This is a genomic window from Xanthobacter sp. (assembly GCF_041911315.1).
GTDB lineage: Bacteria > Pseudomonadota > Alphaproteobacteria > Rhizobiales > Xanthobacteraceae > Xanthobacter > Xanthobacter aminoxidans.
Window position 1 is genome coordinate 125,283 of record NZ_JAYRPE010000071.1, and the last position, 25,571, is coordinate 150,853.

General features: G+C 66.5%; 25 protein-coding genes, 1 tRNA gene and 3 pseudogenes. 10 read left to right on the forward strand and 19 right to left on the reverse strand.

The genetic code is table 11. The features are described from left to right. Positions 1 to 16 precede the first annotated feature (16 nt). The 5 genes from ACE3QW_RS20795 to ACE3QW_RS20815 form a co-directional block, all read right to left on the reverse strand. Positions 17 to 238 (reverse strand): hypothetical protein, encoded by a 222-nt coding sequence (locus ACE3QW_RS20795; protein ID WP_029555021.1) that lies wholly within the window; start codon positions 236 to 238, stop codon positions 17 to 19. 96 nt (positions 239 to 334) lie between these two features. Continuing rightward, the gene (locus tag ACE3QW_RS20800; protein WP_024278067.1) at positions 335 to 598 is read right to left on the reverse strand and encodes a DUF1488 domain-containing protein; all 264 of its coding nucleotides are present in this window, start codon (positions 596 to 598) and stop codon (positions 335 to 337) included. Positions 599 to 625: 27 nt separating this feature from the next. Further along, complete coding sequence (locus ACE3QW_RS20805; RefSeq protein WP_374253735.1) at positions 626 to 931, reverse strand: hypothetical protein; 306 nt, start codon at positions 929 to 931, stop codon at positions 626 to 628. 9 nt (positions 932 to 940) lie between these two features. Next, positions 941 to 1,069, reverse strand: a complete 129-nt coding sequence (locus ACE3QW_RS20810; RefSeq protein WP_280938289.1) for a hypothetical protein — start codon at positions 1,067 to 1,069, stop codon at positions 941 to 943. 205 nt (positions 1,070 to 1,274) lie between these two features. After that, the gene (locus ACE3QW_RS20815) at positions 1,275 to 1,487 is read right to left on the reverse strand and encodes a cold-shock protein (RefSeq protein WP_024278065.1); all 213 of its coding nucleotides are present in this window, start codon (positions 1,485 to 1,487) and stop codon (positions 1,275 to 1,277) included. Positions 1,488 to 1,822: 335 nt separating this feature from the next. Between ACE3QW_RS20815 and ACE3QW_RS20820 the strand changes: the two genes are divergently transcribed. Further along, entirely contained in the window at positions 1,823 to 2,686 is an 864-nt protein-coding gene (locus tag ACE3QW_RS20820; protein WP_374253737.1) for a transglutaminase N-terminal domain-containing protein, read from the forward strand. A 143-nt stretch (positions 2,687 to 2,829) separates the two neighbouring features. On the opposite strand, the gene ACE3QW_RS20825 is transcribed toward ACE3QW_RS20820, so the two are convergent. The 6 genes from ACE3QW_RS20825 to ACE3QW_RS20850 all read right to left on the reverse strand — a co-directional run bounded on the left by ACE3QW_RS20825 (position 2,830) and on the right by ACE3QW_RS20850 (position 8,390). Further along, entirely contained in the window at positions 2,830 to 3,654 is an 825-nt protein-coding gene (locus tag ACE3QW_RS20825) for an ABC transporter ATP-binding protein (protein WP_374253739.1), read from the reverse strand. Beyond that, positions 3,651 to 4,679: an ABC transporter substrate-binding protein gene (locus tag ACE3QW_RS20830; protein WP_374253741.1), complete on the reverse strand. Its 1,029-nt coding sequence runs from the start codon at positions 4,677 to 4,679 to the stop codon at positions 3,651 to 3,653. The genes ACE3QW_RS20825 and ACE3QW_RS20830 overlap by 4 nt, the downstream gene beginning before the upstream one ends. 224 nt (positions 4,680 to 4,903) lie before the next feature. Further along, positions 4,904 to 5,728, reverse strand: a complete 825-nt coding sequence (locus ACE3QW_RS20835; protein WP_051678713.1) for an ABC transporter permease — start codon at positions 5,726 to 5,728, stop codon at positions 4,904 to 4,906. Between the two features lie 11 nt (positions 5,729 to 5,739). Next, positions 5,740 to 6,579: a fumarylacetoacetate hydrolase family protein gene (locus tag ACE3QW_RS20840; RefSeq protein WP_374253743.1), complete on the reverse strand. Its 840-nt coding sequence runs from the start codon at positions 6,577 to 6,579 to the stop codon at positions 5,740 to 5,742. Beyond that, positions 6,576 to 7,334, reverse strand: coding sequence for a hypothetical protein (locus ACE3QW_RS20845; RefSeq protein WP_374253745.1), 759 nt, complete (start codon positions 7,332 to 7,334; stop codon positions 6,576 to 6,578). Before ACE3QW_RS20845 ends, ACE3QW_RS20840 begins: the two co-directional genes overlap by 4 nt. A 12-nt stretch (positions 7,335 to 7,346) precedes the next feature. After that, entirely contained in the window at positions 7,347 to 8,390 is a 1,044-nt protein-coding gene (locus tag ACE3QW_RS20850; protein WP_374253747.1) for an NAD-dependent epimerase/dehydratase family protein, read from the reverse strand. 294 nt (positions 8,391 to 8,684) lie between these two features. Between ACE3QW_RS20850 and ACE3QW_RS20855 the strand changes: the two genes are divergently transcribed. Further along, on the forward strand, positions 8,685 to 9,539 hold the full coding sequence (locus ACE3QW_RS20855) for an IclR family transcriptional regulator (RefSeq protein ID WP_024278050.1): 855 nt from the start codon (positions 8,685 to 8,687) through the stop codon (positions 9,537 to 9,539). 25 nt (positions 9,540 to 9,564) lie between these two features. Continuing rightward, positions 9,565 to 10,974 carry a mandelate racemase gene (locus ACE3QW_RS20860; protein WP_374253749.1) on the forward strand — a complete coding sequence of 470 codons (1,410 nt, stop codon included), beginning with the start codon at positions 9,565 to 9,567 and terminating at the stop codon, positions 10,972 to 10,974. Positions 10,975 to 11,030: 56 nt separating this feature from the next. Here ACE3QW_RS20860 and ACE3QW_RS20865 read toward each other — a convergent pair. Then, positions 11,031 to 11,315 (reverse strand): annotated as a pseudogene (locus ACE3QW_RS20865) (serine hydrolase); the annotation flags it as partial. 34 nt (positions 11,316 to 11,349) lie between these two features. Between ACE3QW_RS20865 and ACE3QW_RS20870 the strand changes: the two are divergent. After that, the gene (locus tag ACE3QW_RS20870; RefSeq protein WP_374253751.1) at positions 11,350 to 11,811 is read left to right on the forward strand and encodes an autotransporter domain-containing protein; all 462 of its coding nucleotides are present in this window, start codon (positions 11,350 to 11,352) and stop codon (positions 11,809 to 11,811) included. Here the strand turns inward: ACE3QW_RS20870 and ACE3QW_RS20875 are convergent. The 5 genes and pseudogenes from ACE3QW_RS20875 to ACE3QW_RS20895 all read right to left on the reverse strand — a co-directional run bounded on the left by ACE3QW_RS20875 (position 11,775) and on the right by ACE3QW_RS20895 (position 15,312). Continuing rightward, positions 11,775 to 12,946: pseudogene (locus ACE3QW_RS20875) on the reverse strand (IS3 family transposase). The gene ACE3QW_RS20870 and the pseudogene ACE3QW_RS20875 sit on opposite strands and share 37 nt — an antisense overlap. Positions 12,947 to 13,470: 524 nt before the next feature. Then, on the reverse strand, positions 13,471 to 13,956 hold the full coding sequence (locus ACE3QW_RS20880) for a tyrosine-type recombinase/integrase (protein ID WP_374253753.1): 486 nt from the start codon (positions 13,954 to 13,956) through the stop codon (positions 13,471 to 13,473). A 285-nt stretch (positions 13,957 to 14,241) separates the two neighbouring features. Next, positions 14,242 to 14,317 (reverse strand) — tRNA-Thr (locus ACE3QW_RS20885). A gap of 116 nt (positions 14,318 to 14,433) precedes the next feature. Then, complete coding sequence (locus tag ACE3QW_RS20890) at positions 14,434 to 14,841, reverse strand: DUF4332 domain-containing protein (protein ID WP_374253755.1); 408 nt, start codon at positions 14,839 to 14,841, stop codon at positions 14,434 to 14,436. Between the two features lie 90 nt (positions 14,842 to 14,931). Further along, positions 14,932 to 15,312, reverse strand: a complete 381-nt coding sequence (locus ACE3QW_RS20895) for a hypothetical protein (RefSeq protein WP_374253757.1) — start codon at positions 15,310 to 15,312, stop codon at positions 14,932 to 14,934. 226 nt (positions 15,313 to 15,538) lie between these two features. Between ACE3QW_RS20895 and ACE3QW_RS20900 the strand changes: the two genes are divergently transcribed. The 5 genes from ACE3QW_RS20900 (at position 15,539) to ACE3QW_RS20920 (ending at position 22,125) form a co-directional block, all read left to right on the forward strand. Continuing rightward, complete coding sequence (locus tag ACE3QW_RS20900; protein ID WP_374253758.1) at positions 15,539 to 17,293, forward strand: helicase HerA-like C-terminal domain-containing protein; 1,755 nt, start codon at positions 15,539 to 15,541, stop codon at positions 17,291 to 17,293. Between the two features lie 289 nt (positions 17,294 to 17,582). Next, on the forward strand, positions 17,583 to 18,014 hold the full coding sequence (locus tag ACE3QW_RS20905) for a hypothetical protein (RefSeq protein ID WP_156026210.1): 432 nt from the start codon (positions 17,583 to 17,585) through the stop codon (positions 18,012 to 18,014). A 111-nt stretch (positions 18,015 to 18,125) separates the two neighbouring features. Next, positions 18,126 to 19,517, forward strand: coding sequence for a M20/M25/M40 family metallo-hydrolase (locus ACE3QW_RS20910; RefSeq protein WP_374253760.1), 1,392 nt, complete (start codon positions 18,126 to 18,128; stop codon positions 19,515 to 19,517). 107 nt (positions 19,518 to 19,624) lie between these two features. Beyond that, a complete protein-coding gene (locus tag ACE3QW_RS20915) occupies positions 19,625 to 20,620 on the forward strand; it encodes a zinc transporter ZntB (RefSeq protein ID WP_029555038.1) in 996 nt (331 codons plus the stop codon). 95 nt (positions 20,621 to 20,715) lie between these two features. Continuing rightward, positions 20,716 to 22,125, forward strand: coding sequence for an esterase-like activity of phytase family protein (locus tag ACE3QW_RS20920; RefSeq protein ID WP_374253762.1), 1,410 nt, complete (start codon positions 20,716 to 20,718; stop codon positions 22,123 to 22,125). A gap of 87 nt (positions 22,126 to 22,212) precedes the next feature. Here ACE3QW_RS20920 and ACE3QW_RS20925 read toward each other — a convergent pair whose 3' ends face one another. Together ACE3QW_RS20925 and ACE3QW_RS20930 are read right to left on the reverse strand one after the other, a co-directional pair. After that, complete coding sequence (locus ACE3QW_RS20925) at positions 22,213 to 23,841, reverse strand: glycosyltransferase family 39 protein (RefSeq protein WP_024277968.1); 1,629 nt, start codon at positions 23,839 to 23,841, stop codon at positions 22,213 to 22,215. 392 nt (positions 23,842 to 24,233) lie between these two features. Continuing rightward, positions 24,234 to 24,830 (reverse strand): superoxide dismutase, encoded by a 597-nt coding sequence (locus ACE3QW_RS20930; RefSeq protein ID WP_024277967.1) that lies wholly within the window; start codon positions 24,828 to 24,830, stop codon positions 24,234 to 24,236. Between the two features lie 202 nt (positions 24,831 to 25,032). Here ACE3QW_RS20930 and ACE3QW_RS20935 point away from each other — a divergent pair. After that, a pseudogene (locus ACE3QW_RS20935) lies at positions 25,033 to 25,571 on the forward strand (hypothetical protein); the annotation flags it as partial.

The following is a 25,571-nucleotide window of genomic DNA, read 5'->3' on the forward strand; positions in this document are numbered from 1 at the left end:
CGGGCGGGACACCGCACTAATCCTGGATGGTGTCCGCGAAGGCCCGGGCGAAGCGGACGGCAAGGGCGCGGGCGTCGGCCTGGAGTTGCTCGGGGCTCTTGGGAGCGGCCGCGCTGTTGCGGACAGGGATCTCGAGCGTGAGGCTGCCGCCGCCGCTGTCCTGCTCGCGCCAGATGACCCGGGCGAGGACGTGCTCCGCGTCGAGCGACTGGAAAACGATGTGGAGGCCCTTGTTCATGCGATCGAACGCCTTTCTTGCCGGAGGCACGGCGTGCGACGCGCCGCTCGCGTGCGATCGCGCGACGGGGGCCGGGGCGCCGGCCGATGGTGGGCCCTAGAAGTCGGACGTGGACAGGCGGTGGAAGCTTTGCCGCCGCCGCGCATACACACCGCTCGCGGCGCGCTCGATCCGCTGCCGGTTGGTGTCGAAGGTGCGCAGGGAGGCCGCCTCGTCCTGGCCGCTCTGGGGACTGAACCGCGTCAGCACATCGGCGTCGAGATGGAACGCGATCTCGAACGCGGAATCGTGTCCCCAGAAGGTCACGCAGCGCCTGACGGGATCAAAGACGCGGCTGGCGTTGGGAAACTGAAGGGTCATGGAAGCCTCCTGTTTGCGGGCCGTCCGTCAAAGGAGGAGCGCATCCGTCGAAGGTGCTTCACGCGCCCTCGCGGATGTCTGCTGGTCCTTCAACACGGCGGCATCGAGTTCGGCGGCATTCACCGAGAGGCACTTGCTTCGACCCGGAGGCGCCGCGAGGGCGGGCGTGTGCAGCATCGTCGCCATGCGCCGGTAGGCCAGGAATGAGACGCCGAGAAGCTGCTCCTCGTCGATGACGAGACGGTAGGTTCCCGCCGGGAGGTCGCCGTCCGCGTCGCTGAGGTGGAAGGCGTGGTCGAACGTGACCGTGGTTTCACGGGTGCGGACGTTCATGACAGCACCTCAGCCCTTCTTCTTGGGCGGACCCAAGGATACGGGGGACCCCTTCACGAACGACGCCGGCGGCTCGGGCACCTTGACCTTCTTCGGCTTCTTGGTTTCGCGATTGCCGCGCATCTGTCCTTTGGCCATGGCCGTCTCCTCTCGGGCACGTGGGTCGATCCTGCCGGCGAAACGAAAAACGCCCTGCGACCATCAAGGGCCACAGGGCGTCGGGCGCTCTGCTCGGCAAAGGGATGGCACATCACCACCGGAGCTGCCGGTACATCCGCGGTCAGCCTTCGGCAACAATGATCAGTCCGGCATTCCCGAAAGACTCGGGCTGCCGGCCATCAGGTCAGCTCAGATCCTTGAGCATGTCCGCGGACATCTTCCCGCTCTTGCGATCGGCGACGAGCTCAAAGCCCACCTTCTGGCCTTCGCGCAGCTCGCCAAGGCCGGAGCGCTCGACAGCGCTGATATGGACGAACGCGTCATTGCCGCCCGCATCAGGAGCGATGAATCCAAAGCCCTTCTGGGCGTTGAACCACTTCACGGTTCCCTCAGTCATGGGAAACCCTCTCAATTTCGATAATTAGCTCACCGGCCCATGGCCAGTCGTCGACATCGCATTTTCTGGCGAGAATTTCTGGATGGGCGCAAAATACAAATCTGCGCGAAACCAATTGATCAGGCTTTGTATCGACAAGATCACTATGCTCCGATATTCGCGAGTGTGCAACATTATTTATACCTCAATCAATTCAACAAGGCGGTAGCCCGCCCATGTGCTAAGCTGATGGCCCAACCCCCTTTGAGCAGACCTGACCCCAGGCTAGCCAGGTGCGCTTTTGTTTGCGCAGCCTGGCCAGACGCTCAAGCGCCGCAGAGCCCCACGGAGCGCCCTTGATCCCTCTCCAGATCCGCCACACCACCACCTATCGCTTCCATCGGCCGGTGACCTTCGGACCGCATCGACTGATGCTCCGCCCCCGGGAAAGCCGCGACCTTCGGGTGACGTCGAACCAGCTGTTGCTGACCCCCGCGGCAACGGTGGACTGGGCTCAGGATGTCTTCGGCAACGCGGTCGCCACCGCGACCTTCTCGACGTCCGGCGATCAACTGGTCATCGAGAGCACGACAGAACTCCAGCTCGATGCCGTGCCATGGCCGGTGTTCGCCATCGCGGGCACCGCCACGTCCTTTCCGTTCAGCTATTCCGCCGACGAATGGACCGATCTCGGCGCGCTGGCGGTCCCCCAGTTTCCCGATGCCAGCGGACGGTTGCGGAGCTGGGCGATGGGTTTCGTTCGGGGGAATTCCACCGACACCCTTTCGCTGCTGAAGGATCTGAGCGCCGGCGTATCCCGCCAGATCTCCTATCAGAGCCGCGACGAGGAGGGCACGCAATCGCCGACGGAAACCCTCGATCGCGGCTGGGGCTCCTGCCGCGATTTCGCGGTGCTGTTCGTGGAGACGGTCCGCAGCCTCGGCTTCGGCGCGCGCATCGTGTCGGGCTATCTTTACAACCCGGCCGGAACTTTCGTGGGGTCTCAGGGCATGGGCTCCACCCACGCATGGGCGGAAGTGTTCGTGCCCGGAGCAGGCTGGATCCCGTTCGATCCCACCAATCGCAGCATGGGCGGGTTCAATCTCATCCCGGTCGCGGTGGTGCGCGACATCCGCCAGGCCATTCCGGTGCAGGGCAGCTTCGTCGGGGACAGCTCCGCCTTCGGAGGCATGACGGTGGACGTCCACGTCACGTCTTGACGGGACGGGGCGTCGCGGCGGGGGGAGGCGCGCTGATCGCCGACAAGGTGATCCACCGCATGGCCCCAATCGCCTGACGAGAGAGGCGCGTAACAAAAAAAGCGCCCGCCGTGTGGGGCGGGCGCCGTGTCTCTCCGGATCGCTCAGTGATCCAGATCGCCCTGGGCGAAGAAGTGCTTGCGGATCTCCTGGGTGTAGCGGACGAACCGGCCTTCCCCCATCACCGAGAGGTCGCGCGGGCGGGGCAGGTCGATGTCGTAGACGGCCTCGATGCTGCCCGGCCGGCTGGACATGACCACCACCCGGTCGGCCAGGAACACCGCCTCCGGGATGGAGTGGGTGATGAGCAGCACGGTCTTGCGCGTCTCGTACCAGATGCGCTGCAGCTCGGCGTTCATCTTCTCCCGCGTCATGGCGTCGAGCGCGCCGAAGGGCTCGTCCATGAGCAGCACTTCGGGGTCATGCACCAGCGCCCGGCAGATGGCGGCGCGCTGCTGCATGCCGCCCGACAGCTCCCACGGAAAGCGCTCCTCGAAGCCGTCGAGGCCGGCGGTGTGGAGGAGGCGCGCCGCCGCCTCGCGATAGGCGGCGACGGGCCGCCCGCGCATCTCCACCTGCAACAGCACGTTGTCGCGCACCGTGCGCCAGGGCAGCAGCACCGGGCTCTGGAACACCATGCCCACCCCGTCCGGCGGCTGCGTCACCTTCACGCCGCCGATGGTGATGGTGCCGCTGGTGGCCGGCAGAAGCCCGGCGACCAGCTTGAGCAGGGTGCTCTTTCCGCAGCCCGAGGGGCCGACGATGGCCACGAACTCGCCCTTCGAGATGTTGAGGTCGATGGGCTTGAGGGAGGGCACCGCGCCGCCGCGCGTCTTGTACGTCTTGGTGAGGCCGGAGATGGCGATATGGGTGCCGGAGGCCTCGGCGCGCGGGGCGAGGGTGTCGATCCTGTGCAGGGCAGCGCTCACGGAAGGAACTCCAGCGTGAAGTAATCCTGCGCCTTGCTGCGCGCGGAGGGGTCGAGGCCGCCATACTGGGTGAGGATCTCGAGGCTTTCGTCCATGAGCGCCGGGTTCATGCGGAAGGGGCGCGTGCTCTTGTCGTCGGAGGCGCGGTAGAGCGCCTGCGAATATTGCAGGCTGCGCAGCTGCGCGTCTGGCAGGCCGATCTTGGGATAGGCCTCCATGAGGATGTCGATGGCGGCCTTGGGGTTCTTCTCCGCCTCCTCCACCGCGCGGGTGGTGGCGCGCATGAAGCGCTTCACCATGTCGGCGCGCTTGGTGAGGGTGTCGGTATTGGCGACGATGCCGAGCGAGACGAGGTTCACCCCCGCATCGGTGTAGCGCAGCATGGTCACCGGCTTGTTCATGATATCAGGCAGGCGCGCGCCCTGCTCGGTGGTGAAGCCGATGAGGCCGTCGGCCTGGTTGTTCACCACGGCGTTGAGCTTGGCCTGGGCATCCGCCGCCACCATCTTCACCGCGCCCTCGGGGATGCCGAGCTTTTTCAGATACAGCGGCCAGATGGGGGTCACGGCATCGCCGGGCGTGAACATGATGGTCTTGCCGGGCAGGTCCTTCGGGCCGTTGATCTTGCCCTCGGGGGCGACCACCGCGCCGGGCGTGCGCTGGAGCAGCACGCCGATGGTCTTCACCGGCGCGCCCTTGGCCACCGCCTTGATCATCACGCCGATGTCCGCGAGGCCGAAGGTGGCCGTGCCGGCGCCCACCGCCTGGATCGTCACCGCCGAGCCGCGGCCCTCCTGGATGTCGAGGTCGATGCCCTCTTCCGCGTAATAGCCCTTCTTGAGGCCGAGGATGAAGGGCGCGTGCTCGCCATAGACGTACCAGTTGAGCATCAGCACCGCCTTGTCCGGCGCTTTGCCCGCCTGCGCGGCCGCCGGCAGCGTGGATGCCGTGGCAAGGCCGAGGGCGAATGCGCCGGATAACAGGTGCGTGGCGAATGTCCTTCGAGAGATCTTGCGCGAGATCATGGTTTCCTCCACCGGTTTTTCTGGTTTTGCTTGGGTCGTCGTGGTGCGTCTTTGCTTGGGGCGTCTCTCGCTTTCGTCATGCCCGGGCTTGTCCCGGGCATCCCCGTCGGGCCGATGGGACCGAAGCCGGGCGGGTGCTCCCGGCCTTTCCACGTGGATGCCCGGGACAAGCCCGGCCATGACGGCGGTTTATTTCCCGACCAACGGCGGGAGGGCGCGAGCCCTCACGTCCCGCTGTTGGGGTCCGGCCTGCGCGAGGCGTGCCAGGGGATGAGGAAGTGCTCGATGGCATCGAGCGCCATGAAGAGGATCACCCCCATCATGGAGAGCACGAACAGCGCGGCGAACATGAGCGGCAAATCGAAATTGCCGTTCGCCACCTGCAGCACGTAGCCGATGCCTGAGTTGGAGCCGACGAACTCGCCCACCACCGCGCCCACCACGGCGAGCGTGATGGCGACCTTCAGCCCCGAGAAGATGCCGGGCAAGGCATGGGGCAGGCGGATGCGGATGAAGGTGCGCAGGCCCCCGGCGCGCATGGAGCGGGCGAGGTCGATCATCTCCTTGTCCACGCTCTTGAAGGCGAGCACGGTGGAGACCACCACCGGGAACACCCCGAGCAGGAAGGCGGAGATGATCTTCGGCAGCACGCCGAAGCCGAACCACACCACGAACAGCGGCGCCACCGCGATCTTCGGCACCGACTGGGAGAAGACGAGGAGGGGATAGAGATAGCTCTCCACCGTCTTCGAGGAGGCAATGAGCATGGCGAGCGGTATGCCCACCAGCGCGCTCAAAGCGAATCCGCCCAGCGTGGCGGTGAGGGTGGGCATCGTCTCGCGCAGCAGCATGGGCCACTGGGCGATGACCTGCTCGATCACCAGGGTCGGCGCGGGGATGAGATAGGGCGGAATGCGCAAGAGGCGCACCGCCAGATCCCACCCCACCAGGATCACCGCAACCAGGATGAGCGGGCGGATGGCATCCATGCTCATGAGCTTGGAGAGCACGTTGGCCCGCGTGGACTGAACGAGAAGGGTGTCGGTCATGGCATGCCTCCTCAGACCACGGATTGGCGCTGCTCGCCGAGGCGGGCGATGCCGAGGCGCACCTCCTGCCCGCGGGCGAGATAGACCTGCGGCTTCAGCCCCAGCCCCACCCCCGCCGGCGTGCCGGTGATGATGAGGTCGCCGGGCTCCAGCGTCATGAAACGGCTGACGTAGGAGACGATCTCCGCCACCTTGAAGATCATGTCGCTGGTGGAGCTGTTCTGGCGCATCTCGCCATCCACCGAGCACCAGAGGTCGAGGGCCTGCGGGTCGCCCACCTCGTCCGCCGTCACCAGCCAGGGGCCGATGGGGCAGAAGGTGTCGTGGCTCTTGCCCTTGGTCCACTGGCCGCCGTGTTCCAGCTGGTGGGCGCGTTCGGACACGTCATGGGCGATGCAATAGCCGAAGACATGGCCCAGCGCGTCCGCCTCCGACACCTTGCGGGCGGTGGTGCCGATGACGACGCCCAGCTCCACCTCCCAGTCGGTCTTTTCCGAGCCCTCCGGCAGGCGGATGGCATCAAAGGGGCCGCAGAGCGAGGTGGTGGCCTTCATGAAGAGGATGGGCTCTTCGGGAATGGGCAGGCCGCATTCGCGGGCGTGGTCGTGGTAATTCAGGCCAACGCCGACGATCTTGCCGATGCCGGCGAGCGGCGCTGCGAGGCGCACCTCGCCGGGCACGCGGGGCAGGGCGAGCGGGTCCAGCGCCTGCAACCCGGCGAGGCGGGCGGGATCGGCGATGAGGGCGGCGTCGATGTCATCCACGACACCGGAGAGGTCGCGGACCGTGCCGTCGGCGGCGAGGAGGCCGGGCCGCTCGGCGCCGGCCGCGCCATGGCGCAGGAGCTTCATGGGGTGAGCCTTTCGGGAATGCGGGTGTCTGCAGCTGCCGCCACTGGCGCGGCGACGGGCCGGCGCAGGTCTGTGGACTGGATGCGGTTCTCCAGCCAATAGAGGCCGGGATTGATCTCGCTGGCGCCCTCGGTCATCAGGGCGTCGAGCCGGCGCCCGGCCACCTCCGCCTGGTCGCGGTCGAGGGCTTCGATGGTGAAGAGATATTGCTGGCGCCCGGGCCCGCCGGAATAGATGCGGCGCTCGGCCGTCATGATGCCGGAAATGGCCTCGTCCACCTCATAGAGCCCGCCCGACAGTGTGCCGGACGTGTCCTCCGCCACCACCGCGCGGACCATTCCCGCCAGCGTCGCGGCATCGGCCTTATGGTCGAAGCGACGCTGGAGGATGTAGGGGGCATAGCCCCCCGCGCGGCCCACCCGGCAATGGTTCCGATAGAGCGAGCGCACCGGATTGCGGAAGTGGGTGAGGGACTCACTGGTCCAGGGCGTGGGGCGGTTCAGCGCGGCGAGATAGGCCGGGCTGCCCAGCACCTCGGGACCATCCGTGACATAGCACATGAAGAAGCGCGGGCTGCCGTGGACGGCGCGATAGCGCCGCCCCTCGATGAAGCCGGGAATCCCCACCCGCTCCGGCATGTGCTCGCAATTGTGCCATTCCTGATAGCGCAGCTCGTAGTCCGCATCGATGTCGGCCCAGAAGCCCATGAAGCCGAGGGCCGGGCTGGGGGCGGGGTGGGGATCTTCGCTTGTCATGGCGCCGGCCCCTCAGAAGAGGCCGTCGCGGACTTCGTACCGCGTGGGCTTGCCGTAGATGGCGCCGCCCTTCTCCACCCAGTGGGCCACCCAGTCGATCATCCGGGCCAGCGGCACGTTGGGATAGCCGAACAGGCGCTGGGCCTGGTAGGTGCTGTTGGCCCAGCCGGTGGGCTCCTCCTCGCCCTCGAAGATGGGCGCCTTGCCGAACTTCTCGCCGAAGGCATGGGCGATGGCCCGCACGCTCGCCTGCTCCGGCCCGCCGATATTGATGGGGCTGGTGGGCACCGTGCAGTGCTTCAGGCAGCGCAGGATCTGCGCGTTGGAATCCCCCTGCCAGATCACGCTGGCATGGCCGGTGCGGATGGGGATCGGCTCGCCGCGATGGACCCAGCTGGCGATGTCGTGCAGCACGCCATAGCGCAGGTCGATGGCATAGTTCAGCCGGGCGAGGCGGCCCGGCGTGCCATGCACGTGGGAACCATATTCAAACGCCCGCTCGCGACCGACGCAGGAGTTCGCATAGTCCCCCACCGGGCGCGGCTGCACCCGCTCGTCCCAGCCGTTATGGGCGACGACGCCGAACGGATAGACGCACAGGGTCGAGAAGGCGACGATCCGGCTGTCGCGGAAGTGGGAGGCGACGGTCGCGGGCACCATGGTGTTCATGGCCCAGGCGAAGGAGGGGTCATCATTGGTGCCGAACTTCTTGCCGGCCATGTAGACCACGTTCTTCACCTTGGGCAGCTGCGCCACCGCCTCGGCATCCAGCAGGTCGCAGCGGATGGTCTCGATGCCGAAGCCCTCCAGCTCTTCCTTGGACCCGGCTTCAGAGAACCGCGCCACCCCGATCACCCTTTTCTCCGGCGCCGCGCGCTTGGCCATGCGGGCGAGGGAGGGGCCGACCTTGCCGGCGACACCCAGAACGATGATGTCCCCGTCCAAAGTGGCGAAGTCGTCCACCAGCCCCTGGGTGGGACGGGAGACCAGCTCCTCGAGCTGCTCCTCGGTCTCGATCAGGTCCGGCACGGTGTCGAAGGTCAGGCGTTCACTCACGAATCCGCTCCCATTTTTGCTGACAGGCCTCGAATGGCACCTGAACGGTGGGGTGAACCGCACCGAACCGGGGCCTGAACCGCACCGAACATGGAGGGGTTCGGGTGCTGGCCTGCTCATTTATTGGGTAACACCGTTACCCATATATATAGGGCTAGATTCGTCCAAAGTCGGAGTCAAGCGGGTATTTTCAGAGGAAGTCCGCTGTTTCCGCGCCTATCTGGCCTTGCCACGCTCGAAATCATGGATAACATCGTTATCAGTGAAGGCGTGGTGCGTCGAAGGGTAGATGAGATGGCGAAAGTTGCGGCCGGGGCCCGTCCTGAAAAGATCGACGAGACCATCGTCTCCGTGGAGCGGGCCTTCGACATCATCGGGATGCTGGCCGATTCCGTGGATGGATTCCCCTTGGCGGAGATCGCGCGGCGCCTGGACCTCAACAAGGCCATCGTCTCCAAGCTGTTGAATACGCTGGAGTCGCAGATGCTGGTGTGGCGCGATGAGCGGGCCCAGCGCTATTACCTCACCTACCGCATCAGCAATCTCGGCCTGCGCCATCTCCAGACCAGCCGTCTGCTGGACCAGTGCTCCGCCGCGCTCCGCCAGCTGGCGGAGGAGACCGGCGAACTGGTCCGCCTCGCCATCGTCGAGCCGGGCGGGCAGAGAATCGTGTGGGTGCAATCCTTTGCGGGCAGCAAGAGGTCGCTGCGCATCGATCCCAACTACACGCTGGAAATCGGCCTCCACACCCACGCCACCGGCAAGGCGTGGCTCTCGACCCTACCCTTTGCCGATGCGCTCAAGCTGTTGATGCATCAGGGAATCGAGGCCTCCACCGCCTATTCCAAGACCTCCATTTCCGACATAAGGGCGGAGCTGGAGGAGGTGGCGCGGCGCGGCTTCGCGCTGAGCTATGAGGAGAACGAGCTGGGCGTGGGCGCCGTAGCCGCGCCCATTCTTGCCTCGACCCTCGGCGGTGCGCCGGAATGCGTGGGCGTGGTGAGCCTCGCCGCCCCCACCAACCGCATGAGCCGGGCGGATCTCGAAAGCTGCGGCTCCTTCGTGATGGCGACCACACGGCGCCTGGGCGAGACTTGGCCGCTGGAGGCCCGCGCCCGCAGCGGCGCCTTCCCGCGCATGGTGGAATAACCACCTCAATTCAAAGGATAAAATCATGGGAGCGAACGCGGCGCCGCGTCTGCGGCTGGCCGAGGCGAACCTGCGCGAGCGCGCGGCGAAGCTGCGGATGCCGTTCCGCTTCGGCGTCGCCACGCTGCGAGAGGTGCGGCAGGCCGAACTCACCGTGCGGATCGAGGCGATGGACGGGCGCGGCGCGGTCGGCATCGCCGCCGAATGCCTTCTGCCCAAATGGTTCGACAAGAACCCCGCGCTCTCCGACGACGACAATGTGGAGCAGCTCCGCACGTCGCTGAAGATAGCGCTCGATCTCTATTCCGGCCTGCCCGCCGACACCCCGTTCGGCCTCTCCGCGGCGGTCTATCGGGAGCAGCAGGCGCGCTGCGCCGCGCTGGGTCTCAATCCGCTGGTTGCGTCCTACGGTCCGGCACTGGTGGACCGGGCCATCCTCGATGCCACCGGGCGGATGCTGGGGATGTCCTTCTCCCAGATGATCCGGGGCAATGTGGCAGGTATCACCGTTAGCTCCGGGCTGACGGAGGACCTCCAGGGCTTCGATATCGCCCAATTCCTGGGCAATCTGCGGCCGCAGGATACCATCGGCGTGCGCCACACGGTGGGCATGGTGGACGCCCTCACGGCCTCCGACCCGCTCGAAGGCCCAGCCGATGGCCTGCCGCAAACCCTTGAGGACGTTGTCAAAACCTACGGATGCCGCTTCTACAAGCTGAAGGCGGGCGGCGACATCGCCGCCGATCTCGACCGCCTCACCCGCATCGCCGCGGTGCTGGACGCCGGCCCTGCCGATTATCGCGCCACATTGGACGGCAACGAGCAGTATTCGGACGTGGAGGGCATCGTCGAACTGTGGCGGCGCATGTTGGAAACACCAGCCCTTTCAAGGCTTTGCGCCTCCACCCTCTATATCGAGCAACCCATCCGCCGCGCCGTCGCGCTGCACCGGGAGGTGGGGGCATTGGCCGCCCTCAAGCCCGTAATGATCGACGAATCGGACGCCGCCCTGGATGCCTTTCCCCAGGCTATCTCATTGGGATATAACGGCGTTTCGAGCAAGACCTGCAAGGGCTTCTACAAATCCATGCTCAACGCCGCCCGCATCGCCAAGGCCAATGCGGAGTTGGGCGAAAGCCGATTTTTCCTTTCCGCAGAAGACCTTTGCACCTGGGCCGGCATCAGCACCCAGCAGGACCTCGCCCTCGTCTCCCTCCTGGGCCTCACCCATGTGGAGCGCAACGGCCACCATTACCTCGACGGCATGTCCTTCGCCCCAGAAGAAGAACAGTCAGCCTTCCTCGCCGCCCACGCCGACCTCTATCACCGCCCCCCCGGCGGGCCAGTCCGCCTCGCCGTCGCCGCTGGGGCCGTACGGCTGAAATCTCTTGACTGCCAAGGCTTTGCGGTGGGCTTTCCCCCCGTCATGGGGTGATGCGGCACCCCGACTGGAGGGGCCGCAGCAGTTTCACGTTCGCCCCGGCCCGCGCGTCAGCCGTCCAGAGTGGCGACTGCGCGGGCGACTGCAGCATGGACCCCGTTGCGCCGGGCGTCATCGCCGGGCGCCTGCGTGAGGTCGGCGGCGATGACGAGCGGCGGTCGTCCCGGCGGCCAGACCACTGCGACGTCGTTGCTGGTGCCGTGGCTGCCGGAGCCGGTCTTGTCACCCGCGCGCCAGTCCGCCGGCAGTCCGGCGCAGAGCTTCGCCGTGCCGGTGGTGCAGCCGATGAGCCAGCCGTTCAGGCGCTCACGCGATGCGGCGCTCAGGGTGGTGCCGGTCGAAAGGCCGTGGAATAGCGGCGCCGTCGACATGTCGGATGCGAAGCTGTTCGGCCAACTCTCCAATGCTGCGTCGATCCAGGACTACACGCGCGCCATCGACAGCATCACCCCGGAAGAGTCCGCGAGCGTCGCCTCGGTACAAACTCTCGGCGCCATGACCTCCATGAAGATGGCCTTGAGCTGCCCGATCTTCGCCGGCTCAGACACGCTGATGGAAGAGACGAGCTGCGCGTGGGCGCGGGTCACCGGCAGTTGGGCGCACCAGACCTCCAGCGCCGATGCCAGCGGCTATAGCCTGAACAGTGTGACCTACCGACTCGGCGCGCAGAAGGAGATCGTCGACAACTGGTTCCTGGGCGCGACTGCGGGCATCACCCAGTCGTGGCTCTCCGATGTCAACGGATTGTCCGACACCGGCGGCGTGGCCGGAGACATCGCGGTCTCGCTGAAGCATCAAGTGGGCCCCTGGCTGTTCGCCGCCTCGGGGTGAGGTGGTCCCCATTCGCCGGACATTTTGGCGGCTTCGCTAAGCTTGGTTCTGGTGTGTGTCACGCCGTCGATGCCGTCGCAGGCCATGTGGACCTCCTCCGGCGTTCTGCCGCCGAGAGCCGAGTGGGGCCTCGTGCGATTGTAGTAGGTGATGCATCGGCCGATCCCGGCCCGCGTCTCGGAACCGGTCTCGAAGGCGTTGAGGTAGATGCACTCGTATTTCAGCGACCGCCAGAGGCGCTCGATGAACACGTTGTCCATCCACCGGCCGCGACCATCCATGGAAAGCCGTACGCCGGCGTCCAGCAGCACCTGGGTGAACCGCGGGCTGGTGAACTGGCTTCCCTGGTCGGTATTGAAGATGCCCGGCCGCCCGAACCGGGACAAGGCCTCCTCCAGCGCCTCGATGCAGAAGTCCACCTCCATGGTGTTGGAGAGGCGCCATAGCAATCCGGGACGGATTGCGTGCGCAATCCTAAGGACAGGACCCTGCGACTGTGCCAGTCCATGATGGCGACCAGGTACAGGAACCAGCGCCGCATCGGGATGTAGGTGATGTCGGCGCACCAGACCTGGTCTGGCTTGTCGATCGTCATGGTCCGCAAGAGATAGGGAAAGATGCGGTGCTGCGGGTGCCGCACCGTGGTCTTCGGCCGCTGGTAAATGGCGGACCATCTGTCGCGAGCCGTACCACGGTGTCTCGAGGAACTGGCATCAAGGCGAGGCTCTCAGCGCTTTCGGTGCGCGGGCCGCCCTAGAAGGCCGACCGGCTGATGCCGACCAGCGCGCACTGGCGTGTGATCGGCAGCTGAGGGTGATCCGGTTCGATCATGTCGCCTTTCGCCCTCACGCTCAGCGCCCGGAGGCCCGACGCAAAAAATCCCGTTCCACCACAAGCTGGCCGATCTTCGCGTGGAGTTGGTCGATCTCGCTCTCACGGGCAGCATCGGCCGCTTCCGCCTTGCCGGAAACACCGTCGCCATCCCTTCGACGGCCTGCTTCTTCCAAGCGTTGATCATGGTCTGGTGGACGCCGTGCTTCGCTGCCAGCTGGGCCACCGTCTGTTCCCCGCGCAGCGCCTCCAGGGCCGCCTTCGCCTTGAAATCCGCTGAATAACGCTTCCTCTTCCCGGTCATCGGGCTCGTCCTTCCGTCAGGCCGAACCAAGCTTAACTCCCTGTCCGGATTTCGGGGACCACCTCAGTCGGCCAGCGAATCGACTGGAGGATCCGTAGGTAGAAAAAGCTACACTCCGTGGCCGCTCTCACTGAAACACCCATGTGCAATTTCGCGTGCGAGCTTTCGCTCGGCATCCTCGCGGACATAGCCCCGCCTCAAGGCCAAGTTCAGCGCCTCGGATAGGTAGATGAAATCAGTAGGCAGGCTCATCTAATCACTGCCTTCTCGCGCGCCAACTCATCGAGCCGGTCCGCCCACCACTGCATCATCCGCACGCGCTCGTCCCAGTGCTCGCCGCGCACATTAGCTCGTCGAACATCGTCAGCCTCGATGAGGGCGAGCTGCTACTCCATGGCATCGGCGTGCCGCAAGCTGCTCTCGTTCAGCAGCGTGGAGACGGTTGCGCGGAAGCGATGGGCCGTGACTTCGTCCTTCGCGTAGCCCAGGCGCCGAAGAGCGGCATTGAGGGTGTTCTCGCTGATCTAGCGAAGGACGGTCCGCACGGAATGAAATGGGAGCTTACCGCGACCAGCGATCGCGTGCAGCTCGCGCAGGATTTCGATAGCCTGTCGAGGAAGTGGGCTGCGATGGGGCCGCCGCATCTTCATGCGAGATGCAGGGATCGTCCACTCTCCCTTCCCCAGATCGAATTCGCTCCACTCCGCCATGCGCAGTTCACCTGGCCGTGGAAAGAGGATGGGCATCAGCCGAAGAGCCGCGCGTGTGGTCGGTTGCCCATCGAATCTTTCAATCGCGCGGAGCAACGCGCCAAGACCCTTCGGATCCGTGATGGCTGCGCGATGCGTTACGGTCGGCGCGGTCAAGGCGCCCTTGAGAGCGTAGGTCGGATCATTCTCCGCGCGCGTTGTGGCAATGGCGTATCGGAAGACGCCGCCGATCGTCGCGCGCAGGCGCTTTGCCGTCTTGTGATTTCCTCGTTCGTCGACCGATTTCAGGACTTTGAGCACTTCGGCAGCTGTGATTGCCGAGATCGGACGCGTCCCAAGCTCGGCGCGCGCGATGCTGAGCAGTCAAGTCACCTTGGCGATCGTCCGAACCGCCTTGTGCTCCCGCTCCGACAGTTTCACAGGGTTTGGCTGGGGCTTCGCAGCGCGGACAGCAAAGTCCTACAGGGGCATCGTGTGGGCATTGATGCCAACAGACGACCATCGACGCCCCGCAACGCTCGGGGCCGGGCACCGGTTGATTTTGTTCTATTTTTCGACGCCGATCGACGTCAGTAGATGGTCGAATGGTGCCGCGGAAGGGATTCGAACCCCCGACCCACGCATTACGAATGCGTTGCTCTACCAGCTGAGCTACCGCGGCACGCGCGCCCTCTATTACGGGGAGGACGGGCGGTTTTCAAGGGTCCGCCGCAACGCATCCCCACGCGCGCCGCACCGGCGGTCGGTCCGGTGCGGCCGGTGTGGGATGGGACAGGCTCAGTAGGTGAGCACGGGCGGCAGCTCCTTGGCCTGCGCCACCCACTTCTCCACCATGCTCTCGGTGGGCAATGCGCGCACCAGCTTGCGCTTGGCGTTCGCCTCGGCCATGGCCTTGGTGAGGTTGGCCGGCACGCGGGTCTTCAGTTCCTTCACCGTGTCGACGCCTGCCGCCTCGAGCAGCTCGGAATATTCCTCGCCCACGCCCTTGATGCGCATCAGGTCGGCCATGTTGGCCCATTTGAGGACGCGGCTCTCGTCGATCCCCGTGGCCGCCGCGAGCTCCTTGCGCAGCTTGGGCGACTTGGCCCTCTCCAGCAGCCCCTCGGTGGTGGTGATCCCGGCCGTCTTCAGCTTCTCGGCATAGACCGAGCCGACGCCTTCGATCTCGATGATGGGATAGGACATGCGACCCCCCTTCAAACCCGGCTTGTGCATGCCGGCGGCAAGATCAGGCCACAATCGTGGGCCGAGTCAACTGCCCCGTGACCCTAGCCGTCACACCACATGGGTCAGGCCGGGCACCGAGCGCACGAGCAGGTTCACGGGTTCCGCACCGACGGTCTCGCGGGCATAGGCCACGGTCTCGCGGACGGACAATTGTACCTGCGGCATGGTGAGCCCATGGGCCATCATGCGGTCGGCGACCTGCATCAGACGGGCCATGCCGCCGAAATGCCGCTCGGACTGGGCGGTGGCATCCTCGCGCGGCGCGGCATCAGCGAGCGCCTTAGCCCAGGGGTGGGTTTCATAGAGGGGCGCCATGGCGCTGGCCGGCGCCTCGCGCGCGAGAAACTGGATGACGATGGCAACCAGGGCCTCGGCCGTCGGGCCATTCACTTCGACACGCTCGGTCAGACGCGCAATCAACTCGTCCATGCCATCTCCTTGCGCCGCATCGCAGGCGAGACTGGCGTGAGATTGCCGGGCATGGCGCACTTTCGCAAGCGTGGCCGGCCGCCACCACCGGACGGCGCCCTCAAGCGTGAGCGGTGCTGCAACGGACTTGCCCGCATCCCGAAGGCGGGCGAAAACTCCCCGATGCCGCGGCCGGACCCGAACGCACGATTCGGCTGGACCACGTGCCGCGAGTGAGGACACCGCCATGGTCAAGAGCCCAGGGACGAATTCCGGGACGAGCCCTGAACAGAGCGCCCCGGCCGGTGCCGCGCCGCCGGCCGGCCCCTGGAGCCGCACGTCAGTTCCGAGAACCTCGTCCGCAGCGTCCACCGGCGGGCGGGCGCCGGCGCCCGAATCCGACGGCCGCATCCTCGTGGGACGCAGCTTCCTCGGCCGGTCAGAGGCGGCGGCGACCCACGCCAAATCCAAGGACGAATATCTCACCCTGCGCCTCGCCAACCGCCACGGCCTCGTTACCGGCGCCACCGGCACCGGCAAGACGGTGACGCTGCAGGTGCTGGCGGAGGGCTTCTCGCGGGCCGGCGTGCCGGTGTTCGCCGCCGACATCAAGGGCGACCTCTCCGGCGTTGCCGCCCAGGGCGAGGCCAAGGACTTCCTGCTGAAGCGCGCCGAAGAGGTGGGCATCACCTACACGCCCGATAGCTTCCCGGTGATCTTCTGGGACATGTTCGGCGAGCAGGGCCACCCGGTGCGCGCCACCATCTCCGAGATGGGGCCTCTGCTGCTCGCCCGCCTGATGGGCCTGAACGACACGCAGGAAGGCGTGCTCAACATCGTCTTCCGCATCGCCGACGAGCAGGGCCTGCTGCTGCTCGATCTGAAGGATTTGAGGGCCATGCTGGCCCACGTCTCCGCCAATGCGGCGACCCTGACGACCACCTACGGCAACGTCTCGGCGCAGAGCGTCGGCGCCATCCAGCGCCAGCTCCTCGTGCTGGAGAACCAGGGCGCGGACAAGTTCTTCGGCGAGCCGGCACTCGACATCGCCGACATCATGCGGGTGGACCGCTCCGGCTACGGCACCATCAACATCCTCGCCGCCGACAAGCTGATGGGCTCGCCGCGCCTCTATGCCTGCTTCCTGCTCTGGCTGCTCTCGGAGCTGTTCGAGCGCCTGCCCGAGGTGGGCGACCCGGACAAGCCCAAGCTCGTCTTCTTCTTCGACGAGGCCCACCTCCTCTTCAACGAGGCGCCCAAGGCGCTGCTGGAGAAGGTGGAGCAGGTGGTGCGGCTCATCCGCTCCAAGGGCGTCGGCGTCTATTTCGTCACCCAGAACCCGCTCGACGTGCCGGAGACGGTTCTCGCCCAGCTCGGCAACCGGGTGCAGCACGCGCTGCGCGCCTTCACGCCTCGTGACCAGAAGGCGGTGAAGGCGGCGGCCGAGACCTTCCGGCCCAATCCGGACCTCGACACGGCCAAGGCCATCATGGAGCTGGGCAAGGGCGAGGCGCTGGTGTCCATGCTGGAGGGCAACGGCATTCCCTCCATGGTAGAGCGCACGCTCATCTGCCCGCCCTCCGGCCGCATCGGGCCGCTCACCCCCGCCGAGCGCGCGGCCATCCTGGCGAAAAGCCCGGTCGGGCACCTTTACGACACGCCGGTGGATCGCGAATCGGCCTTCGAGATGCTGCAGGCGCGGGCTGAGGAAAAGACCCAGCCGGACGCGGAGGACGCCGCGCCGTCCTCCGGCGGCGGCAGCATTCTCGACAGCATCCTGGGCGGCGTCCTGGGAACCGCCACGGGTGCGCCGACGCCGCGCGTCCCCTCCCCCGCCGGGCGAACCGCCGGTACCGGCTCCACCGGCACCCGGCCGAGCACGCGCATGTCCACCACCGAAGTGGTGGTGCGGCAGGTGGCGCGTTCGGTGGCGACTCAGGTCGGCTCCCAGCTGGGAAAAGCCATCCTGAGAGGCATTCTGGGCAGCATCAGCAAACGGTGACGGGCGGGTGATGGCCTTTGCGCCGGGCCGATCCGGCCGCAGCACGGCTCAAGGTGCTGTCGCACCGTCCGTCGGTACCTAACGGCAGCGTGGCCGCGATCGCGGCGGTCCGGCAGGGCAGCTCAACGGTCGCGGCGTCGAAAGTGTTGCGTCAGAAGACTCCTAGCGGTAGTGTCATAGAGTGTCGGCGGGATTGCGGGGTCGCGTCGGCAGGGATGCTCACCACGCGTGCCCGAGCCTTCTTCCCGTGCGGATGGGGACCGAGGCGCGCCATGACCTGGAGCGCCTCATGAAGGTGTTACCCACTGCCCGCATCGTCCTCCTTGATGCCAATATGGAACGTCGCCAGGCGACGCGCCTCGCTCTGTCCGCCCTTGGGGTCGGATCCGTGCGCGAGGTCGCGTCCATCGACGAAGTGACCGATCCTTCCGCCCAGGGCACCGCCGATGTGCTCGTGGTGCAGGTGGACGATCCCGAGGATGCCCCCACCAATCCCTTCCGCTTCGGTGCCGGCATTCCTGCCGTGCTCGTTGCCGAAGTTCCGGCGCAGCAGCTTGTGCGCATCGCCGGCCGGACCGGCTATGACGCCGCGCTCGGCACGCCCGTCGCGCCGCGGCTGCTCTATCGCCGCATCGGCTCGGTCCTCCAGCGCGCGCGCCGTCTAGGGCGCCCGGCTTCTGCAGTGATCGCCACGCCCGCCGATCTCGTCACCGCCAGCTGATCCGGCGCCTGACCGTCTGGCACCTTGCCAGACGGTCCCGCTACCGCCAGCATCCCAGCGATTCCGGGTCCATCGCGGCCCGTGACAGAGGTTGCGCTGGCGGAGGGCGAGATGGCGGCAACGGAACTCGATCCGGTTCTGAAGGCGGTGGATGCGGGGCTCGACGGGGCGCTGGAGCGTCTGTTCGACTTCCTCAGGATTCCGTCCATCTCCACCGACCCCGCCCACGCGGCCGCCTGCCGGAGCGCGGCGGACTGGGTGGCGGGAGAGCTTGAGACTCTCGGCTTCACCGCCGTCGTCCATCCCACCGCCGGCCATCCGGTGGTGGTCGCCCGCACAGACACCGGTGCATCGCGGCGCGTGCTGTTCTACGGCCATTACGACGTGCAGCCGGTCGACCCGCTGAACCTGTGGGAAACGCCTCCGTTCGAACCACGCCTCGGCACCACGCCGGACGGGCGGCGCACCATCGTCGGCCGCGGCGCCTGCGACGACAAAGGGCAGGTGCTGACCTTCCTCGAGGCGCTCCGGGCGTTCCGATCGACCCGCGGCGCGTTGCCGGTGGATGTCACCGTTCTGCTGGAAGGCGAGGAGGAATGCGGCTCACCCAACCTCCCCGGCTTCCTCGCCGCCCATGCGGGCGAGCTTTCGGCCGATCTCGCGCTCGTTTGCGACACCGGCATGTGGGACCAGCGCACGCCCTCCATCACCAGTTCGCTCCGCGGCATCCTGCACACCGAGCTGACCATCGAGGGTGCCGACCGGGACCTGCATTCCGGCCTGTTCGGCGGCGCCGCGCGCAACCCCATCCATGTTCTGGCCGCCATCCTCGCCGACGCCCATGACGCCGACGGCCGGGTGACGCTGCCCGGCTTCTACGACGATGTGCGCGAGCCGCCCGCCGAGGTGCGCGCCCGCTGGCAGGAACTGGGGCTCACCGCTGACGCCTTCCTGAAGCCGGTCGGCCTCTCGGTCTCGGCCGGCGAGAGCGACCGGCTGGTGATCGAGCAGATCCAGTCGCGGCCGACCTTCGAGGTCAATGGCATGTTCGGCGGCTATACCGGGGCCGGCACAAAGACCATCATCCCCGCGCGGGCGACCGCCAAGATCTCCTTCCGCCTCGTGGCGGATCAGGATCCGGCCAAGCTGCGGGCCGGCTTCGAAACCTTCGTGGCGGCGCGCGTGCCGGCCGATTGCCGGGCCGTCTTCCATTGGGGCGAGGGCGCCCGCGCCTTCCTCGTGCCGCCGGAGAGCCCGGACCTCGGCCACGCCGCCGGGGCACTTGAGGCGGAGTGGGGTGTCGCTCCGGTCACCATCGGCTCGGGCGGCTCCATCCCCGTGGTGGGCCAGTTCAAGGACCGGCTGGGCGTGGACACGCTGCTGATCGGCTTCGCCCTGGACGATGATCGCGTCCACTCGCCCAATGAGAAGTACGACCTCACGTCGTTCCACAAGGGCACGCGAAGCTGGGTGCGGATTCTCGACGCCCTCGCGCGGCGTTAGCTGCGCCAGGCAAACACGCGCAGCGGTGAGCTGACGCAACGCCAAGACTTTTTCGCGTCGTGCAATCGTGCGAGGAAGAGCACGATACGTCAGCGACGGAACCTGCCATGGCCTCTCCCGCCTCCACCATCGACACGCAGGGCCTCGTCTCGGCGTGGTGGTTCGACGGCAAAGGGGGCGCCGGGCGCATCAAGCCGGAGGAGGCCGTGTCGGCCACCGCCCCCGACGGCGGCTTCATCTGGCTGCATTTTCGTCATCTGCCCCGGATGTCGCAAACCTGGCTGCGGCAGGATGTGGGTCTCGACGCACCGGCGCTGGAGAGCATGGCGGAGGACCAGTGTCGCCCGCGCTGCGTGATGTTCGCCGATGGTGCCCTGCTCTCCCTGCGCGGCATCAACCTGCAGCGAAACGCGCTGCCGGAGGAGCTCATCACCGTCCACCTGTGGGTGGACGCCCGGCGCATCGTCTCGGTGCAGCACGACTTCCTCTCCGCCATCGCCGACTTCGAGGATGCGCTCGGCCGCGGCCGTTGCCCGCGCTCCCAGGGTGAGTTCGTGGCGGATCTCTCCATGCGCCTCGTGGAACGGGTGGATGCGGTGGTGACGACGCTGATCGAGGAGGCCGACGAACTTGAGGACGCCGTCCTCGTCACGGAGACGTCCGAGCTTCTGCCCAAGCTCGCCGTGCTGCGCCGGGTGGCCATCAAGCTGCGCCGCCACATCGCGCCCCAGCGCGAGGCGCTCAATCACTTCGCGCTGGAAGACGACCCCTGGATGGGACCCAAGGACAGGAACCGCCTGCGCGATGCCGCCGACCGCGTCGCCCGCTTCTCCGAGGAGCTGGACAGCGTGCGCGAGCGCGCCGCCGTCATCCGAGACCAGATGGTGGACGCGCGCGCGGAGCAGATGAATAAGTCCATGCTGGTGCTCGCCGTGGTCACGGTGGTGTTCGCGCCCATGACCCTCATCTCGGGCATGTTCGGCATGAATGTGGGCGGCATTCCCGGCAGCAGCGATCCCGCCGCCTTCTGGGCGCTCTCGGTGTTCCTGCTGCTGCTCGGCTTCATCCTCCTGTGGAGCTTCCGCCGGCTGAGATGGATCTGATCTTCCTCTAGGTCATGCAAAGTTCGCGGGGCTGTCGCCGCTGCGTCAAGGATGATGCCGCAGATGCGGTGCGCACGGACCTTTGGAGGTTTCCCATGCGCACCCTGAAATGCTTTGCCCTCGCGCTGCTCGCCGGAGCCGCGTTCGTTTCGCCAGCTCTTTCCCAGGATAAGTCCAGCCAGGACAAGGCCGCGGAAGGTACCGCCTTCCCGGCCGTCCTCGCCGGCCACGTGGTCCTGCCGGCCGCGACCTTCGTCCCCGCCCCCGCCGACGCGCCGGATGCGCTCAAGACGTCGGGCAAGTTCACCGGCGCCGATCGCGTGCGCATCGATGCCATCGGCAGCGTGAAGGGCGCGAGCGTCCTGTCCAACGCGTCCGCCCCGCGCGAGACCGGCCTTTCCCTGCCGTTCGAGGGGCAGCCGGTGCAGGGCTTCTCCGGCATCGTCTCCGAGGGCGACGGGAATTTTCTCGTCCTCACCGACAACGGCTTCGGCTCCAAGGCCAACTCGCCGGACGCCATGCTGACCGCCCACCGGCTGAAGATGGACTTCAAGGCCGGCACCATCGAGCGCCTGAAGACCATCTTCATCAGCGACCCGGACCGCAAGGTGCCCTACCCGATCACGATGGAAGGCACCGCCACGCGCTACCTGACCGGCTCGGACTTCGATCTCGAATCGATCCAGCGCGTGGGTGACAGCCTGTGGTTCGGCGACGAGTTCGGCCCCTTCCTCATCGAGACCGACCTCGATGGCAAGGTGAAGGCGGTATTCGAGACCAAGGTGGACGGCAAGGTCGTGCGCTCGCCCGATCACCCGGCCGTCACCACGCCCGGCGCGCCGGACGGCAAGGTGGCGTTCAACGTCTATCGCTCCAAGGGCTTCGAGGGCATGGCGCTCTCCCCGGACAAGACGAAGCTCTACGCCCTGCTCGAAGGCCCGCTGTTCGATGCGGCCGCCGGCGGCAAGGAGAAGGTGGGCGAGGCCGAGGTGCTGCGCATCGTCGAGTTCGATCTCGGCAAGCGCGAATGGACCGGCCGCTCGTGGAAGTATCCGTTGGCTGTGGCGGGCAACGCCATCGGCGACTTCAACATGATCGACGACACCCACGGCCTCGTCATCGAGCGCGACAGCCTGGAAGGCTCCCGCTTCAAGGCCTGCGCCGCCGGCAAGGCCGAGCCCTCCTGCTTCGACAAGCCGGCGCAGTTCAAGCGCGTCTACAAGATCGCCTTCTCGCCCGAGACCGCCGGCCAGACGGTGCGCAAGGTCGGCTATATCGACCTCCTCGCCATCAAGGATCCGAACGGCAAGGCGAAGCAGGGTGGCACCGAAGGCGTTCTCGACCTGCCCTTCTTCACCATCGAGGACGTGGTGATGGTGAGCCCCACCGAGATCGTGGTGGGCAACGACAACAACCTGCCCTACTCGGCCGGCCGCAGCCCGCAGAAGAACGACGACAACGAGTTCGTCCTCCTCAGCGTGCCGGAGCTGCTCGGCGCCAAGTGAGCAAGGTGCGGCGGCTCACGGCCGGCGCACGAAAGCAAAAGGCCGGGCGCAAGCCCGGCCTTTTCGATTCGCTGAGAATGGCTGGCCCTACTGGCCGGCCGCGAAGACGCTCGGGAAGGGCCGGCCGCGCACGTCGTAGACGGTGGCGTAGGTGACGCCCTCGCGCTCGACCTTGACCAGCAGCGGCGCCTTCACGTCGGCGCAGTAGAACTCGCCGAGACGCATATAAAAGTCCGCGTTCTTGCTGTCGTACGTCGTCTCATAGCGCGGACCGAGTTCCGCGGCGGCGGCGAAGTGCGGGCCACAGACGGCCACGCGCAGCTTGCGCCCCTGCGGCAGCGTGCGCCGGTGCTGTTCCACATATTCGTCCAGCTCCTCCGTGGCCTGCTTGAAGGCAAGACCCCAGTAATCGAGCATGAACAGGTCGTCCGCGCCCTTGATGCCGCCGACGAAATGGTTGTAGTAGGTATATTCGTAAGGGTGCAGGTTGTGGAAATCAACCGCCGGCACCGCGAGACCCACCGCGAACGTTGCAGCCACGGCGCCCCGGGCGAGGCGCGGAAGCCCCTGCGCCTTCTGCCACAGCCAAGATGCGGCGTAGCCGCCGAGCAGCGCCAGGGCAGGAGTGACGAACACGAAGTGGCGGATGCCGTTGTACATCACCGGGCGGGTGACGACGGTCAGCAGCACCGGGAAGGCCGCCGCAGTCACGATGAGCACCAGCCGGGCGCGCTTCGCCGGCGTATCCTTGCCCACGAACGCCGAGACAATTGCCCCCGCCGCGCCGCCCACCGCAAGGCCGAGGAACAGCTCGGGCATCTGCACGGAGAAGAGCGTCGGCACATAGGTGCGCGGCATGTCCGGCACGAGGATGGGCCGGCCCTCGAACATCTCGCGCCAGGGCACTTCCCAGAAGTGGGAATAATACTTCAGGGCCACGAGCGGATTGAGCGGTTCCGCGACGCCCCAGGGCCACACGATGCCCAGCACGAAATAAGCGAGCGGCAGACCCAGCATCAGCAGGCCGGTGAAGCGCAGGGTGCGCAGCAGCGCCGGCTTGATCCCGAGGCGCACGCATTCCACAGCCAGCACGAAGGCGATGGCCGCCGCCAGATACACGCCGCAGAGCAGCCCGAGGACGCGCGTACCGATCGCCAGCCCCAGGAACAGGCCGAAGAGCGTCACCGTGCGCGGCGAAGGCTGCGGGAATTCATCGAACGCGCGGATACAGGCATAGAGCACGCCGGCCACCGCGACGGCGAATGGCGCGTCCTTCGCATTCATGAACATGTGCCCGTAATAGAGCGGGCAGATCATCAGCAGCGCGACGGCGGCAACGCCGCCCCAAGGCCCGGCGAGGCGCCGGCCGGCCCGCCACACCAGCACGAAGCCGATGACGCCGACGAGGCCCCCCAGAAGCCGTCGGATGTCGAAGACATCGACGAAAGGCAGCGCCTTGGCGATGGCCGCTGCGGCGAGGTCGAAGCCGCCGCCGTAATAATAGAGGTTGACGAAGGAAAAGACCTTCCGGTGCGTCAGCCCTGACGAGAAATAGGAATAGAGCAGGTCGCCATACTGGGAGTGGGTGAAGTCATCCCAGCCGAGGCCATAGTCGGAGAAGGTGAGCGCGGCAATGACCGCCACACCGGCGATCAGCACAAGGGCGCAGGCGTCCGCAATCGCGCCCGGCCGACGTTCGATATCGAGGAACGACATTGATGGAGGATCCCGAACCCAACTCCTGTCGCGCCGATTCCAGGATCGCTCCCGGGCCCCCAGCGCGATACGCCACCATAATACCGCAGATGGCTACGCGGATCACAGCTAAGATGGAGTAGAGGAGGATCGCAACAAAATTATGCTGTAGGTTGCAAAAAATTAAGGCAGCTTCGGGAGCAATTGCGGCAGCGTCGCTGACCAATGGTAAGGTTAAGCGGCTAAATGTTCTTGGAAGGCAGAGTCGATCACTGGCGGGAAAAGAAAAACGCAGCCGCCGCGTCTTACATGGGCACTTGCGCGTCGGAGTTGCATCCGGGCATTGCCCCCGCCCCGCATACCCCATGCGGGCCCGCGCGCTCCAAGGAGGCGCAGGCCCGGGAGGGAAACCGTCAGACGGCCTTGCCGTAAAGCTCGGCCACGTAGTCCCAGTTGATCAGGTGGTCGACGAACGCCTTCAGGTAGTCGGGGCGGCGGTTGCGGTAGTCGATGTAGTAGGAGTGCTCCCACACGTCGACGCCGAGAATCGGGGTCGCGCCCTGCACCAGCGGGTTCTCGCCATTGGCGCTCTTCAGCACAACGAGCTTGCCGTCCTTGAGCGCGAGCCAAGCCCAGCCCGAGCCGAACTGGCCGACACCGGCGGCGATGAAGTCCTCCTTGAACTTCTCGACCGAGCCGATGTCCTCGATGATCTTCTTCTCGATCTCACCGGGGATGGGGCCGCCGCCGTTGGGCTTCATCCAATTCCAGAAATGGAGGTGGTTGTAGTGCTGGCCGGCATTGTTGAAGAGCGGGGCGTTCTTGCCGAACGAGCCCACGACGATCTCCTCAAGGGTTTTCCCTTCAAATTCAGTTCCCTTTAGGAGATTGTTGCCATTGTTGACATAAGCGAGATGGTGCTTGTCGTGATGGTATTCCAGCGTTTCGCGCGACATGTACGGCGCAAGCGCGTCATAGGCATAGGGCAGGTCGGGCAGCGTGAAGGACATGAAACATCTCCGCAATCTATCCGGCATTTCGCCCGGGGCGAAATCGCTGCCCCGGTGCCATACCGGGTATACGACATGTCCGAGCGTGGACCTAGATAGGGTCGTGCTCGCCATCAAACAACCTTGAAGCGGCCGATTTTCGCGCCGAGGTACCACCTTTGATTAGACCGGCTGAGGCCGGCATGCGGAAGCGGGGTGCGAGATGTGGTGGTTCCTGGTCCTTCTCGGCGTTCTTATCGCTCTGGCCGGGCTTGCGGTCATTGGCCTCGGGGTGACGATCTACGTCTCGGCCTTCGGCAATACCCTTATCACCACCGGCGCCGTCGCCGCCTCGGGTGGCTTTGTCATCACCGCCATGGGGCTGGTGCTGCGCCAGCTGGACCGGCTGACCCGGCAGATCGAGCGCTCCTATCCGGCCGGTGAGGCCGAGGCCGAGGAAGCCGCAGCGCAGCCGGCGGCCCGTTCCGCCCGCGCCGGCCGCAGCGCGACGCCGCGCCTCTCCGTTGATGATCTGCTCTCCCCCGAGGAGGCGGACGCCGAGGCCGCAGCGCCTCCGGCCCGTGACCGCGCAGCCGAACGGCCGCAGGAGCGTCCGCAAGAGCGCGCTCCCGAGCGCCAGCAAGAGCGCCAACCCGAGCGCCAAACTGACCGCCCGCCGGCGCCTCGCCGACCCGCCGGCCCCTCCCCGCTGCTTCCTCCCCCGGAGGCCGGCCAGCCGGCCGACCCGATGGTCGAGGCCCG

Bases quoted from the DNA above. Each gene is read 5' to 3' on its own strand.
- ACE3QW_RS20830 (WP_374253741.1), bottom strand. From the start codon at position 4,679: ATGATCTCGCGCAAGATCTCTCGAAGGACATTCGCCACGCACCTGTTA.
- ACE3QW_RS20840 (WP_374253743.1), bottom strand. From the start codon at position 6,579: ATGAAGCTCCTGCGCCATGGCGCGGCCGGCGCCGAGCGGCCCGGCCTC.
- ACE3QW_RS20805 (WP_374253735.1), bottom strand. From the start codon at position 931: ATGAACGTCCGCACCCGTGAAACCACGGTCACGTTCGACCACGCCTTC.
- ACE3QW_RS20860 (WP_374253749.1), top strand. From the start codon at position 9,565: ATGGGAGCGAACGCGGCGCCGCGTCTGCGGCTGGCCGAGGCGAACCTG.
- ACE3QW_RS20900 (WP_374253758.1), top strand. From the start codon at position 15,539: ATGGTCAAGAGCCCAGGGACGAATTCCGGGACGAGCCCTGAACAGAGC.
- ACE3QW_RS20855 (WP_024278050.1), top strand. From the start codon at position 8,685: ATGGCGAAAGTTGCGGCCGGGGCCCGTCCTGAAAAGATCGACGAGACC.
- ACE3QW_RS20800 (WP_024278067.1), bottom strand. From the start codon at position 598: ATGACCCTTCAGTTTCCCAACGCCAGCCGCGTCTTTGATCCCGTCAGG.
- ACE3QW_RS20890 (WP_374253755.1), bottom strand. From the start codon at position 14,841: ATGTCCTATCCCATCATCGAGATCGAAGGCGTCGGCTCGGTCTATGCC.
- ACE3QW_RS20930 (WP_024277967.1), bottom strand. From the start codon at position 24,830: ATGTCCTTCACGCTGCCCGACCTGCCCTATGCCTATGACGCGCTTGCG.
- ACE3QW_RS20905 (WP_156026210.1), top strand. From the start codon at position 17,583: ATGAAGGTGTTACCCACTGCCCGCATCGTCCTCCTTGATGCCAATATG.
- ACE3QW_RS20925 (WP_024277968.1), bottom strand. From the start codon at position 23,841: ATGTCGTTCCTCGATATCGAACGTCGGCCGGGCGCGATTGCGGACGCC.
- ACE3QW_RS20915 (WP_029555038.1), top strand. From the start codon at position 19,625: ATGGCCTCTCCCGCCTCCACCATCGACACGCAGGGCCTCGTCTCGGCG.
- ACE3QW_RS20870 (WP_374253751.1), top strand. From the start codon at position 11,350: ATGTCGGATGCGAAGCTGTTCGGCCAACTCTCCAATGCTGCGTCGATC.
- ACE3QW_RS20845 (WP_374253745.1), bottom strand. From the start codon at position 7,334: ATGACAAGCGAAGATCCCCACCCCGCCCCCAGCCCGGCCCTCGGCTTC.
- ACE3QW_RS20810 (WP_280938289.1), bottom strand. From the start codon at position 1,069: ATGGCCAAAGGACAGATGCGCGGCAATCGCGAAACCAAGAAGCCGAAG.
- ACE3QW_RS20920 (WP_374253762.1), top strand. From the start codon at position 20,716: ATGCGCACCCTGAAATGCTTTGCCCTCGCGCTGCTCGCCGGAGCCGCG.
- ACE3QW_RS20815 (WP_024278065.1), bottom strand. From the start codon at position 1,487: ATGACTGAGGGAACCGTGAAGTGGTTCAACGCCCAGAAGGGCTTTGGA.
- ACE3QW_RS20795 (WP_029555021.1), bottom strand. From the start codon at position 238: ATGAACAAGGGCCTCCACATCGTTTTCCAGTCGCTCGACGCGGAGCAC.
- ACE3QW_RS20895 (WP_374253757.1), bottom strand. From the start codon at position 15,312: ATGGACGAGTTGATTGCGCGTCTGACCGAGCGTGTCGAAGTGAATGGC.
- ACE3QW_RS20910 (WP_374253760.1), top strand. From the start codon at position 18,126: ATGGCGGCAACGGAACTCGATCCGGTTCTGAAGGCGGTGGATGCGGGG.
- ACE3QW_RS20835 (WP_051678713.1), bottom strand. From the start codon at position 5,728: ATGACCGACACCCTTCTCGTTCAGTCCACGCGGGCCAACGTGCTCTCC.